Source organism: Actinophytocola sp. NPDC049390 (genome assembly GCF_044466355.1).
Taxonomy (GTDB): Bacteria; Actinomycetota; Actinomycetes; order Mycobacteriales; family Pseudonocardiaceae; genus Actinophytocola.
Genome location: NZ_JBITMQ010000007.1, coordinates 206,999 through 223,138 on the forward strand (window position 1 = coordinate 206,999; position 16,140 = coordinate 223,138).

Here is a 16,140-nt window from a genome sequence, read left to right on the forward strand (position 1 = left end):
CCGACTATGCGCGCGACGCATCCATGGTCAGGTTCCGCCCGTCCGCGGCCCGCCACAACAAGGCCACCCCCAGGACGGCGAGCACACCCAACACCCCGGCCGTCCCGACCACCTGGTGCGGTTCCGCGAACTCCCCGGCCAGACCGGCCAGCATCACGCCGAGGCCCTGCGCCACCCGCAGCGCGGTGACCGCGAGCCCGAACGCCTGTCCACGCCGCTCGTCCGGCACCGCGAGCACGAACGAGGTCGACGCGATCATGTGGTACGAGCTGCCCGCGCCCGACGCCACGAACAGCAGCACCACCACCACGAGGTGGGGATCGGCGAAGCACGCCACCAGCGGCACGCACGCACCCAGCGCGAGCGGCGCCAGCAGCCGCAGCCGCGCCTGGAGCGGCAACCGCGCGACGAGCAGCATCCCGGCGGCCGTGCCCGCGGCGTAGGCCGCGAACATGAACCCGACCGCGGCCGGTCCGCTGCCGAGCGCCGCGGCGTAGGGCACCGCCAGCGCCTCGCCGACGATGTAGAACCCGGACACGCACGCGAACAGCACGAGCGCACGTAGTCGCAGGTCGGACCACACGAGCCCGGCGCCGCGGGTCAGGTCGGACCACCACGTGCGCTGCACGACGGGCTCGTCGCCTTCCGGCACCGGCCGTGGGCGCACCAGCCACCACACGAGCGCCGCCGACACCAGGAACGTGCCGGCGTCCGCGAGCAGCACGCCGCTCGTGCCGACGGTCGCGACGAGCGCGCCGCCACCGGCGAACCCGAGCACCATCGCAGCCTGCGTGACGGTCTGCATGACCGCCTGCCCGGCCGGGTAGTGGTCGGCGCCCAGCACGGCGGGCAGTAGCGCGCCACGTGCCGCGTTCGCGGGCGCGCCGATCAACTGCACCGCCACCAGCAGCGCGCACACGATCCACAGCGGCGCGTTGGGCACCGCCATCAGCGCGACCAGCAGCATGCGGGCGACGTCGGCCGTCGCCATGAGGCCCCGGCGTGGGTGCCGGTCGGCGAGCCCGGACAGCAGCGGGCCACCCACGAGGTCGGGCAGGAACGTCAGGCCGTACGTGAGCGCGGTCCACGCCGGTGAGTTCGTACGGTCGAACACGAGCACGGACAGTGCGACCCTGGCGAACTGGTCGCCCGCGATCGACATCGAATGGGCGAAGAAGAGCGCGCGGAACTCGGAATTGCCGAACAACGCGCGGTATCTGACCGGCGAGTCGGTAGCCACACATCCTCCCCCAGGAGTCGCTACTTTCCGACATCATCCAGATACGAACGGTACTAGGAGGTGAACTCTCCGGACAGGGCTGAACGGACTCCGTTACGTGAGAGCATGGCGGCATGCGGTACCTCTTGCTCATCGGCGGCGAGGACGACGACTCCGGCCGGACGTCACAGGACGTGTGCGGTGAGGACGAGTCCGTCGCGTGGATCGAGGAGATGACGCGGCGGCGGGTGCTGCTCTCCGGTGAGGTCCTGCGGCCACCGTCGGACGCCACGACCGTGCGGGTACGGGACGGCGAGGTGCTGCTGTCCGACGGGCCGTTCGCGGAGACCAAGGAGCAGATGGGCGGGTTCAGCGTGATCGAGTGCGCGAACCTGGACGAGGCCCTGGAGATCGCCGCCGCGCATCCGGTGGCGAAGTACGGCATGGTCGAGGTGCGGCCGATCTGGGAGTGAACGAAGCGGTCACCGCTGCCTTCCGGGACGAGTGGGGTCAGGTCGTCGCCACCCTGATCGGGCTGACGGGCGACTTCGACCTCGCTGAGGAGTGCGCACAGGACGCGTTCACCCAGGCTCTGGACCGCTGGCCGAAGGACGGGATCCCGCGCAAGCCGGGGGCGTGGCTCACCACCACGGCCCGCAACCGCGCCCTGGACCGGTTGCGGCGCGAGAAGGTCGGGGCGGAGAAACTGCGCGAGCTGGCGGCCATGCCGTCCGGCGACGGCGAGCCGCCGCCGGAGATCCGCGACGACCGCCTGCGCCTGATCTTCACGTGCTGTCACCCCGCGCTGGCGTTCGAGGCGCGGGTCGCCCTGACGTTGCGCACGCTCGCCGGTCTGACGACGGGGGAGATCGCGCGCGCGTTCATGGTGCCCGAGGCGACGATGGCGCAGCGGCTGGTCCGGGCGAAACGCAAGATCCGCAACGCCGGCATCCCGTACCGGGTGCCGCCCGCCGAGCTGCTGCCCGCACGGCTGACCGCCGTGCTCGGCGTCGTGTACCTGCTGTTCAACGAGGGCTACGCCGCGTCGGAGGGCGAGGACCTCGTGCGGCGCACCCTGTCCGCGGAGGCGATCCGCCTCGGCCGGGTGCTGGTGTCCCAGCTGCCGGACGAACCCGAGGCCATGGGGCTGCTGGCGTTGATGCTGCTGCACGACGCGCGCACCCCGGCCCGGGTGTCGCCGTCCGGTGACCTGGTGACGCTGGAGGAACAGGACCGGTCGCTGTGGAACGCGGCGGCCATCGAGGCGGGCACGACGCTGCTGGACACGGCGCTGCGGCTGCGGAAACCGGGCCCGTACCAGATCCAGGCGGCGATCGCGGCGTGCCACGCGACGGCGAAGACCGCCGAGGACACGGACTGGGCGCAGATCGCGACGCTGTACGAGCGGCTCCGCCGGTACGTGCCGTCGCCGGTGGTCGCGCTGAACCACGCGGTCGCGGTCGCGATGGCCGACGGCCCGGCCGCCGGGCTCGAACTGGTGGACTCGCTGACCGGGCTCGACGGCTACCACCTGCTGCCCGCGACCCGCGCCGACCTGCTGCGCCGCCTCGGCCGCGACGACGAGGCGGCGGCGGAATACCGGGCCGCGCTGGCGCTGACCACCTCGGACGTGGAGAGGCGGTACCTGTCGGGACGGCTGGCGGAAGTTTCTCCGTAGGGGTGTCGATCCGGGTGGCGGCCGTTCGTCGGTGGGCCGAGACGGATCGAAGGAGGACCTGATGTTGGCGAAGGCGTACGACCCGACGGCTGCGGTACTGGCCGAGGCGACGGACTGGACGGCACCGACCCCGTGCGAGGGCTGGACGGTGCGGGACGTGGCGAGCCACCTGGTGGACGGCATGTGCTTCTTCGCGGCGGCGGTCGACGGTGGCCCGGATGCCTACCAGGGCGAGGACTTCGCGCACGCCTACCGCGCGGCGGCGGACCGGTGCCTCGCGGTGTACGAGGACCCGGCGGTACTGGCGGCTTCGCACCCGTTCCCGTTCGGCCCCACCCCGGGTTCGGTGATCGCGGGGATCAGCGTGTCGGAGTCGCTGGCGCACGGCTGGGACATGGCGCGGGGCGCGGGCGTGCGGTACACACCGGTACTGGAGGTCGTGGAGCGGGTTCTGGCGTCGGTGGGCCCGCCGCCCGCCGAGGGCATGTTCGCGCCGCCGGTCGAACCGGCGTCCGACGATCCCATGACCGTGCTGCTGGCGAAGCTGGGGAGGGTCGCATGAGCGTGTCGACGTTCGGCTCCCCCGACGACCCTGCCGTGCTGCTGATCCACGGTGCGGGCGCGTCGATGGACTGGTGGCCACCGGCTTTCTGCCGCATGCTGACCGGCCGGTACGTGATCCGCTACGACCACCGCGACACCGGCGACGCACCCGGCTACCCGCCGGGCGAGCCGGGGTACACGGGGACGGACCTGGTGACGGACGCGCTGGCGGTGCTGGACTCGCTCGGCGTGGCCGCGGCCCACGTGGTCGGCATCTCGATGGGCGGCGCGCTGGCACAGGTGCTGACCCTCGACCACCCGTCGCGGGTCCGGACCCTGACGGCGATCTCGACGTCGGCGGGCGCGGGCGACCCGGACCTGCCGGGCATGGTGCCGGTGGAGTTCCCGCCGGAACCGGACTGGTCGGACGACGCGGCGGTCGTGGCGTACCTGGTGGCGAGCCAGCGCGCGATGTCGGCGGAACCCTTCGACGAGGAGGAGGTGCGGTCGATCGCGACGATCGCGGTGTCCCGCACGACGAACCAGGAGTCCAGCCAGAAGAACCACCACGCGACCGAGGGATCGGGTTCGTGGCGGCACCGCCTGCCGGAGATCGCCGTCCCCACCCTGGTGCTGCACGGCGACTCGGACCCGCTTTTCCCGCTGCCACACGGAGAAGCGCTGGCGCGGGAGATCCCGGGCGCCAGGCTGGTGGTCATGCCGAAGACCGGTCACGAGCTGCCCGGCCGCGTCTGGCCGTTGGTGGCGAAGGAGATCCTGGCGCTAACCGCGGGCGGCCAGGAACCGTGACCGTGCCTCGGCGAGGTCCACGATGGGCGGCGGGTACCCCCGCACCGGCTTCTCCCACGGCCGGTGCACGTACCTGGTGTCCACATCGGACAGCTCGGGGACGTACCGGCGCACGTACTCGCCGTCCGGGTCGAAGCGGTCCGCCTGCCGCAGGGGGTTGAGGACGCGGTTGGGGCGGGTGTCCGTGCCGGTGCCCGCCACCCACTGCCAGTTCATGCAGTTGTTGGCGACGTCGCCGTCGAGCAGGTGCCGGAAGAAGTGCGCGGCGCCCGCCCGCCAGTCCACGTACAGGGTCTTCGTCAGGAAGGAGCCCACGATCAGCCGTGCGCGGTTGTGCATCCAGCCTTCCGCGAGCAGCTGGCGCATGCCCGCGTCGACGATCGGGATCCCCGTCTCACCGGCCCGCCACGCCGACAGCGCGTGCTCGTCGTCGAGCCAGCGGTCGCCGCGGGGGCGGTAGTCGTCGTGCGCGGCGGCGGGGCGGGCCGCGAGGACCTGGTGGTGGAAGTCGCGCCACGCCAGCTGCCGGACGAACTCCGGCGACGTCGCACCACGTCGCGCGACCTCCAGCGCGGACAGGCAACCCAGGTGCAGGTACGGCGACAGGCGCGACGTGCGGTCGGCGGCCAGCGCGTCGTGGTCGTCCGCATAGGACTCCGCTGACGACCGCAGCCACGACGTCACCCGCTTGCGCGCGGCCGTCTCGCCGCCGGGGAAACCGTTGCCCTTGCTGGACAGCACGGCCCCCACACGGATCCTCGGCAGCGTGATCCGCGCCGGCTTCGGCGCCTCCGCCCGCCACGTCGCGTCCGCCCACCGCCGGTGGTACGGGCTGAACACCGAGAAGTGGTCGGAGCCCGACGGCGTGATCGCCCCCGGCGGCACGACCGTGTGCACGTCGTCGTGCACCACGAACTCGCACGGCAACGCGTCCCGCAGCGCCTTCTCCCGTGCCCGCGCGAACGCCGACACGTCCCCCGCGATGTGGACGCGGTCCGCGCGCACCTCGTGCGCGACGCGGTAGACCTCCCGCACCGGGTCGCCGTCCCGCACGACGAGGCGGCCGCCGAGGTCGCGCAGTGCGATGTCGAGGTCGGTGAGGGACTCGTTCAGGAACTTCCTGCGGCCCTCCGCGAACTCGCTGCCGGTGATCCGGTCGTCGCGCACGAACAGCGGCACCACCTCGTCCGCGCCCCGCGCCGCCGCGGCGAGCATCGGGTTGTCGCGGACCCGCAGGTCACGGGTGAAGACGGCGACGGTCGTCGTTGCCGTCATGTGCGCGTGGCCAGTGCCGACAGCGCGCACAGCAGGGCCCAGCCGCCCGCCACCGCGACGACCTTCTTCCGTTCCGGTTTCCCGGCGAGCGCCGTGCCGAGCACGACCAGGTCACCGGCGTCGGACGCGACCCGCACACCGATCGCGACCCGCATGGCCGTGCGCGACGGCGCGACCGCCATCGCCACACCCGACGCCAGGTCGCGGACGCCGAGGGTGCGGGTGAATGTGCGCAGGTTCCTCTCGCCCCGCGGCATCCCGGACGGCGTCAGCAGCAGCTCGGGCTTCGCGGTGATCGCGGCGCCGTAGGCGGCGGTCGCGAGGCCGAGCAGCCGGGGCAGCAGGAATCTCATGATGTCGTCTCCTCGTGTTCGGCGGCGCCGGTGATGTTGCGTGCCATGCCGCCGAAGATGATGTCGTGGAAGGGTGCGATCGACTTCCAGTACACGTGCCCGGCCAGCCCGTGGGGTTCGAAGATCGCCCGTTGGCGGTACACCGACCCCCCGTTCTCGCCGTGTTCGGCGGACAGCTCGAGCCAGGCCCGGCCCGGTACCCGCATTTCGGCGCGGAGGCGCAGGAGGTTGGGTCGGTCGAGCCGTTCGACCCGCCACCAGTCGAGCGCCTCGCCGGTGTGCAGGCGACGCGGGTCCTTCCTGCCGCGCCGCAGCCCGGCGCCGCCCACCAACCGGTCGATCCACCCGCGCACCGACCACGCCAGCGGGAACGAGTACCAGCCGTGCTCCCCGCCGATCGACTCGATGACCCGCCACAACGTCTCGCGGTCCGCGGTCGTGGCCCGCTCGCGGGTGTCGGTGTAGACGGTGCCGCCGGACCAGTCGGGGTCGGTGGGCAGCGGGTCGGACGGGGCGCCGGCGTCGGACCAGCGGGTGGGCACGTCCGACCGGCGGATCCGGGCGAGCGCCAGCTCGATGGCGCGTTCGACGTGGATCACCTCCGGGTCGGGGATGTGGGCGGCGATGTCGCGGTCCCGCGCCACGACCTCGTGCACCAGCGACTCGATCAGCGGCACGGCGATGCCGCGCGGCACGGGCGTGACCAGGTTGACCCACTGCGCGGACAGCCACGGCGTCAGCACCGGCACGGGTACCACGACCCGCCTCGGCAGCTTCGCGACCACCGCGTACCTGCGCATCATGTCGAGGTAGGTGAGGACGTCCGGGCCGCCGATGTCGAACGCGCGGTGCACGTGGGCGGGCAGGGCGGCCGCGTGGGTGAGGTAGTGCAGGACGTCCCGCACGGCGATCGGCTGGATGCGGTTGTGCACCCACCGCGGCGTGATCATCGCGGGCAGGCGTTCGGTGAGGTAACGCAGCATCTCGAAGCTCGCCGACCCGGAACCGATGATCACCGCCGCGTTCAGCACCACCGTGGGCACACCGGAGGCCAGCAGGATCTCCCCGACCTCGCGGCGCGACGCCAGGTGCGGCGACAGCTCCTCCCCGTCGGGTGTGATGCCGCCGAGGTAGACGATCCTGGTGACGCCGACGTCGTGGGCGGCCTTCGCGAGCGTGGTCGCCAGCTCGCGGTCGTGGTCGACGAAGTCCTTCCGCTGCAGCGAGTGGACGAGGTAGTAGACGACGTCCTGACCGTCGAGCGCGGCACGCACGGACTCGACGTCGGCGAGGTCCGCGCGCACGACCTCGGCGCGGTTCCGCCAGGGCGTCTCCGCGAGCTTGCCGGTGTCCCGCGCGACCGCGCGCACGTCGTGGCCACCGTCGAGGAGGGCGGGCACGAGCCGCCCGCCGATGTATCCCGTCGCCCCGAACACCACGCACCGCATTGCCCGATCCTCGTCCACCGGGCGTGACTCCGCAGATCAGGCGCTGATCGGGGCGACCTTCGCCTGTGCCAGCTCGATCAGGTCGGCTGGCGCGACCTCGATCTCGAGCCCACGCCTGCCGCCACTGCAGAAGATCGTGCCGAAGCGTTGCGCGGAGCTGTCGATCACGACAGGCAAACGTTTGCGGTGTCCCAGTGGCGAGATGCCGCCCGCCACGTACCCGGTGGCCCGTTCGGCAGCGGCGACGTCGGCCATCTTCGCCTTCTTGCCACCGGCGGCCGCGGCGAGCGCCTTGAGGTCCAGCGACCCGGCCACCGGCACGACGCCGACGGTGAGGTTCCCGTCGACCTCCGCGACGAGCGTCTTGAACACCCGCTCGGCCGGCAGCCCGAGCAGCTCGGTGGCCTCCTTGCCGAAGGAGTCCGACCTCGGGTCGTGGTCGTACTCGTGCACCTGGTGCGCGACCTTCTTCTTCACCAGCAACGCGATCGCCGGAGTTCCCTTGCCCGCCATGACGGGAAATCTAGCCGCGCGCGAGTGCGTGGCCCGCGTCAGATTCGGCACAATCACGTGCATGAGGTTCCTGCTCCTGTTGTGCGCGGACGAGGACACGCCCGTGCCGGACGTGCTGCCCGGCTGCCTCGAATGGCAGGAGGACCTGACCGCGCGGAACGCGCTGGTCACGGTCGCCGGGCTGTACCCACCGGACACCGCGAGCACGCTGCGCGTACGTGACGGCGAGGTGCTGATGACCGACGGCCCGTTCGCCGAGACGAAGGAGCAGATGGGCGGCTTCGCGATGATCGAGGCCCCGTCCGCGGAGGAGGCACGGAGCATCGCGGCGTCCCACCCGTGGGCGACGGTCGGGATGGTCGAGGTGCGCCGGATCCTCTGAGGGTGTCGATCCCGTGGGTGCCCGTTCGTCGGTGCGGCGAACGGAAGGAGATACCCATGGTGACCTCGAAGGACGGTACGACGATCGCCGTGACACCGGTCGGCGACGGCCCGGCGGTCGTGTGCGTCGGCGGTGCGCTGAACGACCGCGGATCGGCGGTTCCGCTGGCCGGTTTCACGGTCTACGCGTACGACCGCCGCGGCCGCGGCGACAGCGGTGACACCCAGCCGTACGCGGTGGAGCGGGAGATCGAGGACCTCGCCGTCGTGATCGAGACGGCAGGCGGCTCGGCGATGGTGTACGGCATCTCGTCGGGCGCCGTGCTCGCGTTGCGCGCTGCGGCGGCCGGCGTCCCCATCACCCGGCTGGCACTGTTCGAACCCCCGCTCACGGCAACGGGCCCGGACCCCGACTACACGGCCCGCCTGGCGGCCGCGGGCCCTGCGGAGGCACTGGAACTGTTCCTCGGCACCGCGATGGGCATGCCACCGGAGGCACTGGCGACCATGCGCGAGACCCCCGCGTGGCCCGCACTGGAAGCCCTCGCCCCCACCCTCCGCTACGACAACGAGGTGATGATCCTCGAAACTCTCCCGACCACAACCGTCCCGACAACGATCCTGACCGGCGGCGCAAGCCCGACCTGGATGCACGAGGCAGCACACCGCCTCGCCACCCACCTCCCCAACGCCACCACAACCACCCTCCCGAACGAGACCCACAACATCTCCCCACCCACACTGGCAAAAGCCCTACAAAAAACCCTCAAGTAACCCCGCGAGTCACGCCCCAGACCACAACGAGTCACGCCCCAGAACAGAGCGAGTCGCGCCCCAGACCACAGCGAGTCGCGCCCCAGAACAGAGCGAGTCGCGCGTCAGGCCATGGCGAGTCGCGTCAGGGCCAGGGCGAGTCGCGCCCTGGGCCAGGGCGAGTCACGCGCCAGAGCACGGCGAGTCGCGTCAGAACCCCGCGAGTCGCGCGCCAGGACAGGGCGAGTCACGCCTTGGAACAGGGCGAGTCGCGCGCCAGGACAGGGCGAGTCGCGCTTCAGAACATGGCGAGTTGTCGGTTTCGTGTCGGGCTCCCGGCCCGCATCACCTGCACGAAACCGACAACTCATGCTGTCCTGGAGCGCGACTCGCGGTGTTTCGTGGGCGTTCGGGGCCGACAAGTTGGGTTGTCTTGACAAATAATGTTGTCGGTGGGAGGGTTCTCTTATGTTCGAAGTCGCCGTTATCGAGGACCCGGCCGCCGCCGAGGTCTCGTTGGACCCGATCCGGGTCCGGTTGCTCGCGGCGCTGGCCGAACCCGGGTCGGCGACGACGCTCGCCGGCCGGGTCGGGCTGCCCCGCCAGAAGGTCAACTACCACCTGCGTGCGCTCGAGAAGCACGGGCTCGTCGAGCTGGTCGAGGAGCGCCGCAAGGGCAACGTGACCGAGCGCGTCCTGCGTGCCACGGCCTCGTCGTACGTGATCTCGCCCGTCGCCATGGCGGCCGTCGCGCCCGACCCCGACCGGTCCGCCGACCGCCTGTCCGCCCGTTGGCTGTTGGCGCTCGCCGCGCGGCTGGTCAAGGACGTCGGCTCGCTCATCACCGGCGCTGACAAGGCCAGGAAGCGAGTCGCGACGTTCGCCGTCGAGGGCGAGATCAGGTTCGCGAGCGCGCAGGACCGGTCCGCGTTCGCCGAGGAGCTGGCGACCGCGGTCAGCGGACTGATCGGCAAGTACCACGACGAGTCCGCCGCCGGCGGCCGCAAGCACCGGCTGGTCGTCGCCGTCCACCCGAGCGTCGAAGGGGAGCAGTGATGGGGCACGAGTTCTCCACGGCCGAGGAACTGCACGTCGACGCGACACCCGACGAGGTGTGGGCGGCGATCGCCACCGGCCCCGGCATCGACTCCTGGTTCATGGGCCGCAACGACGTCGACCCGGGCCAGGTCGTGCGGCAGGCGTTCGGCGGGTACACGCCAGAGCACCAGGTCTCGGCGTGGGAGCCGGGCAAGCGGCTCGCGTACGAGTCGGGGACCGCGCCGAACGGGCGGTTCGTCGCGTACGAGTTCCTGATCGAGGGCCGGGACCAGGGCAGCACCGTCCTGCGTGTCGTGAACAGCGGATTCCTGCCCGGCGACGACTGGGCGGACGAGTTCGAGGCGATGACCAAGGGCGGCGCGCTGTTCATGCACACCCTCGCCACGTACCTGAACCACTTCGCGGGCCGGTTCGCCACGCCGATCACGGCGTTCGGCCCGATGATCACCGACTGGCCGCGCACCCGCGCGAAGCTCGTCGAGGCGATCGGCCAGGACGGCGACCGCGTGCGGTTCACCCCCGACGGACTCCCACCTGTCGACGGCGTCGTCTACTTCGAGAACTCCGACACGATCGGAATACGCGCCGACGACGCGATCTACCGTTTCCTGCGTGGTTTCCGCGGGCCTGTGATGGCCTGCCACCACATTTTCTCCGACATTTCCCCGGACGCCACCGAACAGGCCTGGGTGGCCTGGCTGAACGCGAAGGACCTGACATGACCACGACAGTTTCCGCGGACGGCACCGCGATCGCGTACGAGGTCTCCGGCGACGGCCCGCCGCTGGTGATCGTGGACGGCGCCATGTGCTTCCGAGACTCCGGCCCGTCCCGTCCGCTGGCCGCCGAACTGGCCGCGGACTTCACCGTCCACACCTACGACCGGCGCGGTCGTGGCGAGACCCCGGACGCGGAGTTCACGCTGGAACGCGAGATCGAGGACCTCGAGGCGATCGTCAAGCAGGCGGGCGGCACCGCGCACGTGTTCGGCGCGTCGTCCGGCGCGATGCTGGCGCTCGAAGCCGCGAACGCGGGCATCGGCGTCACGAAACTCGCCATGTACGAACCGCCGTTGATCGTCGACGACACGCACGCGCCCGCCCCGGAAACGGCGCTGGCGGAAATGCGCGCTCTGGTCGCGGAAAACCGTCGCGGTGACGCGGTGAAGACGTTCATGAAATCGGTTGACGTGCCCGGTTTCGCGCTCGTCATGATGCAGTTGCTCCCGGTGTGGAAGAAACTGAAGGGCGTCGCGCACACTTTGCCGAACGACCTGGTGCTGGTCGAGGGGCTGCGGCAGGGCCGTCCGCTGCCGTCCGACCGCTGGACGACCGCGACGATGCCCACACTGGTCGCGGACGGCGGCAAGAGCCCCGACTACATGCGCAACAGCGCGGCTGCGCTCGCGGCGGTGCTCCCGAACGCGCGGCACGAGACCGTGCCGGGGCAGACGCACCTGGTGAAGGCGAAGGCCCTCGCACCCGTCCTGAGGTCGTTCTTCCTCGGGTAAGGGCTGCCCTTACCCGCCCTCAGGCGGTGTCCTGAGGCGGGGTGTGGGCGATCGTCCGATGCCGGGGTGCCCGCCTCAGGACGAGTCTTCTCGTTGTCAGCACGAAGTACCGGACGAGGAGAACGAGATGAACTGGGCACCTGAGGCGCTGCGGGCAGAGATGGACTACCGGGTCGAGCGAGCCCTGGGCGACCCGAAGACCACCCTGGCGCACCGGCGCGCGGCAGAGCACGCGCACAAGTCCTGGTGGCAGCGATACCGCGCCAACCACGCAGCACACCACGACGAGACGGGCACCACCCGAGCCGCCTGACCCGGCTCAGGGACCACGCCGACCGCCGCACTCCGCGATCGACGAGTTCCACCGCCCCCTCGTCCACAAAGGGCCCGCGACCACACCGGCCGCGGGCCCTTCCCCATGCGCGAGTCGCGCGCGGGAACACCGCGAGTCGCGCTCCCAGGCATACCGAGTTGTCGGTTTCGTGCAGCCCGCCATCCCGGGCTTCTGCACGAAACCACCAACTCGCTGTGTCCGAGCGCGCGACTCGCGGTGTGTGAGCGCGCGACTCGCGGTGTGTGAGCGCGCGACTCGCGGTGTTTGGGGGCGTGACTCGCGGAGTGGTCAGGCTGGGGGTTGGGTTGTGTAGATGGTTGGGTCGCCTTGTTTGAGCCACACTTCCGGGGTGTCGATCGGGCGGAAGGAGCGGTCGCCGCCTGGTTCTCTCGTGTCCGGGACGGCGTCGCCGTTCGGCAGGTGCATGATGAAGTTCACCGGTTTGGTGTCGTCGGCGAGCGGGATCTCGTACACGGCCCAGCCGTTCTCGATCCGCGTCGGCGGCCACGGCTTGTCCCACGCGATCTGCGCGAGCACCGCCGGGTCGACCGCGTCGCCCCACATGTGCAGGCCCCACTGGCCCGCCGCGGTGTCGTAGTCACCGGCCGGGCGCAGGTACCGCAGCGTCGCCGTCTCGAGCGGCGGCCCCGCGTACCGCACGGTCCGCACCTGCGACCGTGCCCCGCCCAGCGTCGCCCGGTACGCCACCGGCGTCCCCGCCGCCAGGTCCAGCGCGCCGAGGTCGTCGAACACCGTGTACGCGGGCGACGTGTCGTCGCTGCCGATCGCGGTCCACGGGCCGCCGTCGACGCTGCGCTCGAACGACACGACGTGCGTCGCCTTCTCCGGATCCGCCGATGCCCGCACCTCGACGGTGCCGCGGACGCCGCCGCCCTCGGCCGGGGCCTCGATCGTCAGCGTCGGGTCCGGTACGTGGCCGCGAACCGCGCCGCTCGCCCGCGTGTGGCCGCCGTTGTCCAGCACCACCGCGCGGTACTCGACCGGCGTGCCCGGGGCCAGCGCCGACGTGTCGTGGAAGACCCGGTACGGCGCGTTGTCGTCGGTGCCGATCGGCTGCCACCGGCCACCGGCCACCCGTGCCTCGAACGACACCTCGTACAGCGACGAACCCCGTACGTCGGCGGCGATCTCCACCCGGCCCTGCGACGCGGGCGCCGGTGCCCGCAGCGAGATCGCGGGCGCGGTGTGCGAGCGCGGGATCCGGCCGTCGAGCGCGTAGACCACAGTGGACAGCGCGGGCACCGTGACCGTCAGCGTGCCGTCCTGCCCGGACTTCACCCGCGACGGGCCGGTGCCGTACACCTTGCCGAAGTTCGACTTCGCCGCGTACGTCGGGATCACCGCGGTCTTCGGCGCCTCGCTGTTGTTCAGCGCGACCACGTACTCGCGTTGCTGCGACCGGTCGATCCGGGAGAAGGCGTACACGCCGGCGGACGGTGAGGACAGCCGGTTCTGGTGCACGCCGTCCCGCAGCGCCGGGTGCCGCTCGGTCACCGACGCGAGACCGGCGATCGTCCGGTAGAGCGGGTGCGACGGGTCGTAGTTGTCGGTCGCGTGGGTGGCGTCGGTGCCGAGCAGGTCGTCGTCGAGGTACTCGGGCACCCGTGACGCGAACAGCGTCTGCCGCGCGTCCTGGTCGCCGCCCGGTCCGGTGAAGCCCTGCTCGTCGCCGTAGTAGATCACCGGGTTGCCGCGCGAGAAGTACATGAGCTCGTGGCCGAGCCGGTCACGCGCCACCCACTCGGCGTCGCCCGCGCCCGGGTTGTCGGCCACGACCATCCCGCCGAAGCGGCCCATGTCGTGGTTGCCGAGGAACGTCGGCAGCTCGTAGACGTTGGAGTCGCCGTCGGTGTACCAGTCGTCGTCGGCGAAGAACGTCGCCAGGTTGTCGGTGGGCGCGCCGCCCGAGGCGAACTTCCGCGCCGCGTCCTGGAAGGGGAAGTCCAGGACGGACTGCATCGTGTCCGTCGTCGTGAAGTGCGAGGTGTAGGACTTCGTGGTGTCGAAGACCTCGCCGAACATGAAGAACTCGCGCTTGCCGTGGTCGTGCGCGAACTGGAGGACCCGCGGCCCGAACTCCTGCCAGAACGCGTCGTCGACGTGCTTCATCGTGTCGATGCGGAACCCGTCGATGCCGAAGTCGGCGATCCAGCGCTGGTAGATCTCGACCATGCCGTCGACGACACGCGGGTTCTCGGTGAACAGGTCGTCGAGCCCGAAGAAGTCGCCGTACTGCGAGTTCTCGCCGACGAACGTCGTGTCACCCCGGTTGTGGTACAGCGTGACGTCGTTCAGCCAGGTCGGGACCTTGAGGTTCCGCTCGGCCGGGTCGAGCACCGGCGTGTACGGGAAGGACGTGGCCGGGTCGAGCGCCGGGAAGCTGTCGCCACCGGCGTAGTCGCGGTCGTCGAAGACGGTGCCGTCGGCGGTCCGGTACGGCGAGACGTCCTTGGACGTGTAGGCCTTGCGCGCGCCCTCCTCGTAGCCGATGACGTCGGCGGTGTGGTTGGTGATGATGTCGAAGTAGACCTTCATGCCGCGGTCGTGCGCGTCGTCGACGAGCGCGGCGAGGTCGGCGTTGGTGCCGAGGTGCGGGTCGATCTGGGTGAAGTCGGTGATCCAGTAGCCGTGGTAGCCGGCGGACGGCCCGTCCTCGAGCTGGACCGGCTTGTTCTTGAAGCTGGGGGTGAGCCAGATCGAGGTCGTGCCGAGGCCCTGGATGTAGTCGAGCTTGCCGCGGAGGCCGGCGAGGTCGCCGCCGTTGTAGAAGCCCTTCCTCGTCGGGTCGAACCCGGACACGAGCGGGTCGTCGGCGAGGCCGCCGCGGTCGTTGCCGGTGTCGCCGTTGGCGAACCGGTCCGCCATGACGAAGTAGAAGTTCTCGTCGGTGACGGGACCGCGCAGCGAGTGCCGCGCCTGTGGGCCTCCGTCGCGATACTCACGGTCAGCGACGGCAGGCGTCGCCGCCAGCCCGGCCGCGACCAGGGAAGCCAGAAGCGCCACCGCGGCGCGACGGACTGACATGGTGGCCCTCCATTGGGTTCGTTCCGGCGGGGAACGATAGTCGTGGGCGGGCCCTCGCAGCGAGCGCCAACCAGCCTAAAACGAGCGGTGGGCGGGGAAGAAACCAGCGTTCGCGCTGGTTGTCGTGGTACGTGACTCCGGTACCGCTCTCCGTACTCGAACTTGCCCCCGCCGCCCGGGACGCCACCGCCACCGAGGCGTTGCACCACACCGCCGAGTTGGCCAAACGGGTCGAAGCGCTCGGTTACCGGCGGATCTGGGTCGCCGAACACCACAACATGCCGTCCATCGCGAGCTCGTCGCCCGCGGTGTTGATCGCGCACCTCGCCGCCGTGACGTCGACCATCCGCGTCGGATCCGGCGGGGTGATGCTGCCCAACCACGCGCCGCTCGTGGTCGCGGAGCAGTTCGGGACGTTGGAGGCGCTGCACCCGGACCGCATCGACCTGGGGATCGGGCGCGCGCCGGGCACCGACCAGCGGACGGCGCTCGCACTGCGGCGCACGATGGCCGGGCTGTCGGCGGAGGGTTTTCCGCAGGAGCTGTCCGATCTGATCGGCTACTTCCAGGGCGACAACGACCTCATCGAGGCGGTGCCGGGCCGAGGCAACGAGCCCGCGATCTGGCTGCTCGGATCGAGCGGGTTCTCGGCGCAACTGGCGGGGGTGCTGGGCCTGCCGTTCTCGTTCGCGCACCACTTCAGCTCGGCGAACACGGTGCCCGCGCTGGAGCTGTACCGGGAGAACTTCCGGCCGTCGCGGTGGTTGTCGCAGCCGTACGCGAAGGTCGCGGTGAACGTGATCTGCGCGGACACGGACGAGAAGGCGCACTGGCTGGCCGGGCCGTCGGCGTTGGCGTTCCTGAAGCTGCGGACCGGTAAGCCGGAGGCGCTGGTGCCGCCGGAGGAGGCGGCCGCGTACCCGTACAACGACCTCGAGCGGGCGTTCGTGGACGACCGGTGGCGTGACCAGGCCGTCGGCTCGCCGGAGACGGTCGAGCGGCAGCTGCGTGACCTGCTGTCCCGCACCGGCGCGAACGAGCTGATGCTGACGACGATGGTCTACGACCTCGAGGCCCGGTCACACTCGTACGAACTGGTCTCGGAAAAGGTCGCCCCGAACCTGGCCCGCTGACCGCAGCAAGCACTCTGACCTGCGAAAACGTCACGCCCAGCACGTAACCTCAAGCCCCACCCATTCCCGGGGGCCACCCGCCTTGC

The 16,140-nt window shown here is 71.1% G+C and carries 17 protein-coding genes; 11 read left to right on the plus strand and 6 right to left on the minus strand.

Annotated features, from left to right (window positions below):
* Window positions 1–4: 4 nt before the first annotated feature.
* Window positions 5–1,240, minus strand: coding sequence for an MFS transporter (locus ACIBVP_RS21410; RefSeq protein ID WP_396107952.1), 1,236 nt, complete (start codon window positions 1,238–1,240; stop codon window positions 5–7).
* A 113-nt stretch (window positions 1,241–1,353) separates the two neighbouring features.
* Here ACIBVP_RS21410 and ACIBVP_RS21415 point away from each other — a divergent pair, with 113 nt between their 5' ends.
* The 4 genes from ACIBVP_RS21415 to ACIBVP_RS21430 all read left to right on the plus strand — a co-directional run bounded on the left by ACIBVP_RS21415 (window position 1,354) and on the right by ACIBVP_RS21430 (window position 4,250).
* Window positions 1,354–1,692 (plus strand): YciI family protein, encoded by a 339-nt coding sequence (locus ACIBVP_RS21415; RefSeq protein ID WP_396107954.1) that lies wholly within the window; start codon window positions 1,354–1,356, stop codon window positions 1,690–1,692.
* On the plus strand, window positions 1,683–2,897 hold the full coding sequence (locus ACIBVP_RS21420) for an RNA polymerase sigma factor (RefSeq protein ID WP_396108163.1): 1,215 nt from the start codon (window positions 1,683–1,685) through the stop codon (window positions 2,895–2,897). The genes ACIBVP_RS21415 and ACIBVP_RS21420 overlap by 10 nt, the downstream gene beginning before the upstream one ends.
* 61 nt (window positions 2,898–2,958) lie before the next feature.
* On the plus strand, window positions 2,959–3,459 hold the full coding sequence (locus tag ACIBVP_RS21425) for a TIGR03086 family metal-binding protein (RefSeq protein WP_396107955.1): 501 nt from the start codon (window positions 2,959–2,961) through the stop codon (window positions 3,457–3,459).
* A complete protein-coding gene (locus ACIBVP_RS21430; protein WP_396107956.1) occupies window positions 3,456–4,250 on the plus strand; it encodes an alpha/beta fold hydrolase in 795 nt (264 codons plus the stop codon). The genes ACIBVP_RS21425 and ACIBVP_RS21430 overlap by 4 nt, the downstream gene beginning before the upstream one ends.
* On the opposite strand, the gene ACIBVP_RS21435 is transcribed toward ACIBVP_RS21430, so the two are convergent.
* The 4 genes from ACIBVP_RS21435 to ybaK are packed head-to-tail and all read right to left on the minus strand — an operon-like array spanning window position 4,224 to window position 7,839.
* Entirely contained in the window at window positions 4,224–5,525 is a 1,302-nt protein-coding gene (locus ACIBVP_RS21435) for a cryptochrome/photolyase family protein (RefSeq protein ID WP_396107957.1), read from the minus strand. The genes ACIBVP_RS21430 and ACIBVP_RS21435 overlap by 27 nt on opposite strands.
* Window positions 5,522–5,878, minus strand: a complete 357-nt coding sequence (locus ACIBVP_RS21440; protein ID WP_396107958.1) for a hypothetical protein — start codon at window positions 5,876–5,878, stop codon at window positions 5,522–5,524. Before ACIBVP_RS21440 ends, ACIBVP_RS21435 begins: the two co-directional genes overlap by 4 nt.
* Window positions 5,875–7,326, minus strand: coding sequence for an SDR family oxidoreductase (locus ACIBVP_RS21445; protein ID WP_396107959.1), 1,452 nt, complete (start codon window positions 7,324–7,326; stop codon window positions 5,875–5,877). Before ACIBVP_RS21445 ends, ACIBVP_RS21440 begins: the two co-directional genes overlap by 4 nt.
* A gap of 36 nt (window positions 7,327–7,362) precedes the next feature.
* Window positions 7,363–7,839 (minus strand): Cys-tRNA(Pro) deacylase, encoded by a 477-nt coding sequence (gene ybaK / locus ACIBVP_RS21450; RefSeq protein WP_396107960.1) that lies wholly within the window; start codon window positions 7,837–7,839, stop codon window positions 7,363–7,365.
* Window positions 7,840–7,900: 61 nt separating this feature from the next.
* Here ybaK and ACIBVP_RS21455 point away from each other — a divergent pair, with 61 nt between their 5' ends.
* From ACIBVP_RS21455 to ACIBVP_RS21480, 6 genes are all read left to right on the plus strand, one after another.
* Window positions 7,901–8,221 carry a YciI family protein gene (locus ACIBVP_RS21455; RefSeq protein WP_396107961.1) on the plus strand — a complete coding sequence of 107 codons (321 nt, stop codon included), beginning with the start codon at window positions 7,901–7,903 and terminating at the stop codon, window positions 8,219–8,221.
* 56 nt (window positions 8,222–8,277) lie between these two features.
* Window positions 8,278–8,994 (plus strand): alpha/beta fold hydrolase, encoded by a 717-nt coding sequence (locus tag ACIBVP_RS21460; protein ID WP_396107962.1) that lies wholly within the window; start codon window positions 8,278–8,280, stop codon window positions 8,992–8,994.
* A 447-nt stretch (window positions 8,995–9,441) separates the two neighbouring features.
* Window positions 9,442–10,029, plus strand: a complete 588-nt coding sequence (locus tag ACIBVP_RS21465; RefSeq protein ID WP_396107964.1) for an ArsR/SmtB family transcription factor — start codon at window positions 9,442–9,444, stop codon at window positions 10,027–10,029.
* On the plus strand, window positions 10,029–10,754 hold the full coding sequence (locus tag ACIBVP_RS21470; protein ID WP_396107965.1) for an SRPBCC domain-containing protein: 726 nt from the start codon (window positions 10,029–10,031) through the stop codon (window positions 10,752–10,754). The genes ACIBVP_RS21465 and ACIBVP_RS21470 overlap by 1 nt, the downstream gene beginning before the upstream one ends.
* Entirely contained in the window at window positions 10,751–11,542 is a 792-nt protein-coding gene (locus tag ACIBVP_RS21475) for an alpha/beta fold hydrolase (protein WP_396107966.1), read from the plus strand. Before ACIBVP_RS21470 ends, ACIBVP_RS21475 begins: the two co-directional genes overlap by 4 nt.
* 127 nt (window positions 11,543–11,669) lie before the next feature.
* Complete coding sequence (locus tag ACIBVP_RS21480; RefSeq protein ID WP_396107967.1) at window positions 11,670–11,855, plus strand: hypothetical protein; 186 nt, start codon at window positions 11,670–11,672, stop codon at window positions 11,853–11,855.
* Between the two features lie 309 nt (window positions 11,856–12,164).
* On the opposite strand, the gene ACIBVP_RS21485 is transcribed toward ACIBVP_RS21480, so the two are convergent.
* The gene (locus ACIBVP_RS21485; protein WP_396107968.1) at window positions 12,165–14,921 is read right to left on the minus strand and encodes an alpha-amylase family glycosyl hydrolase; all 2,757 of its coding nucleotides are present in this window, start codon (window positions 14,919–14,921) and stop codon (window positions 12,165–12,167) included.
* Window positions 14,922–15,052: 131 nt separating this feature from the next.
* Here ACIBVP_RS21485 and ACIBVP_RS21490 point away from each other — a divergent pair, with 131 nt between their 5' ends.
* Complete coding sequence (locus ACIBVP_RS21490; protein WP_396107969.1) at window positions 15,053–16,054, plus strand: LLM class flavin-dependent oxidoreductase; 1,002 nt, start codon at window positions 15,053–15,055, stop codon at window positions 16,052–16,054.
* Window positions 16,055–16,140 lie beyond the last annotated feature (86 nt).

What these genes read in the sequence shown, in the direction of transcription:
- ACIBVP_RS21415 (WP_396107954.1), top strand. Translation starts at nt 1,354, where the DNA reads ATGCGGTACCTCTTGCTCATCGGCGGCGAGGACGACGACTCCGGCCGG.
- ACIBVP_RS21425 (WP_396107955.1), top strand. Translation starts at nt 2,959, where the DNA reads ATGTTGGCGAAGGCGTACGACCCGACGGCTGCGGTACTGGCCGAGGCG.
- ACIBVP_RS21430 (WP_396107956.1), top strand. Translation starts at nt 3,456, where the DNA reads ATGAGCGTGTCGACGTTCGGCTCCCCCGACGACCCTGCCGTGCTGCTG.
- ACIBVP_RS21435 (WP_396107957.1), bottom strand. Translation starts at nt 5,525, where the DNA reads ATGACGGCAACGACGACCGTCGCCGTCTTCACCCGTGACCTGCGGGTC.
- ACIBVP_RS21440 (WP_396107958.1), bottom strand. Translation starts at nt 5,878, where the DNA reads ATGAGATTCCTGCTGCCCCGGCTGCTCGGCCTCGCGACCGCCGCCTAC.
- ACIBVP_RS21445 (WP_396107959.1), bottom strand. Translation starts at nt 7,326, where the DNA reads ATGCGGTGCGTGGTGTTCGGGGCGACGGGATACATCGGCGGGCGGCTC.
- ybaK (WP_396107960.1), bottom strand. Translation starts at nt 7,839, where the DNA reads ATGGCGGGCAAGGGAACTCCGGCGATCGCGTTGCTGGTGAAGAAGAAG.
- ACIBVP_RS21455 (WP_396107961.1), top strand. Translation starts at nt 7,901, where the DNA reads ATGAGGTTCCTGCTCCTGTTGTGCGCGGACGAGGACACGCCCGTGCCG.
- ACIBVP_RS21460 (WP_396107962.1), top strand. Translation starts at nt 8,278, where the DNA reads ATGGTGACCTCGAAGGACGGTACGACGATCGCCGTGACACCGGTCGGC.
- ACIBVP_RS21465 (WP_396107964.1), top strand. Translation starts at nt 9,442, where the DNA reads ATGTTCGAAGTCGCCGTTATCGAGGACCCGGCCGCCGCCGAGGTCTCG.
- ACIBVP_RS21470 (WP_396107965.1), top strand. Translation starts at nt 10,029, where the DNA reads ATGGGGCACGAGTTCTCCACGGCCGAGGAACTGCACGTCGACGCGACA.
- ACIBVP_RS21475 (WP_396107966.1), top strand. Translation starts at nt 10,751, where the DNA reads ATGACCACGACAGTTTCCGCGGACGGCACCGCGATCGCGTACGAGGTC.
- ACIBVP_RS21480 (WP_396107967.1), top strand. Translation starts at nt 11,670, where the DNA reads ATGAACTGGGCACCTGAGGCGCTGCGGGCAGAGATGGACTACCGGGTC.
- ACIBVP_RS21485 (WP_396107968.1), bottom strand. Translation starts at nt 14,921, where the DNA reads ATGTCAGTCCGTCGCGCCGCGGTGGCGCTTCTGGCTTCCCTGGTCGCG.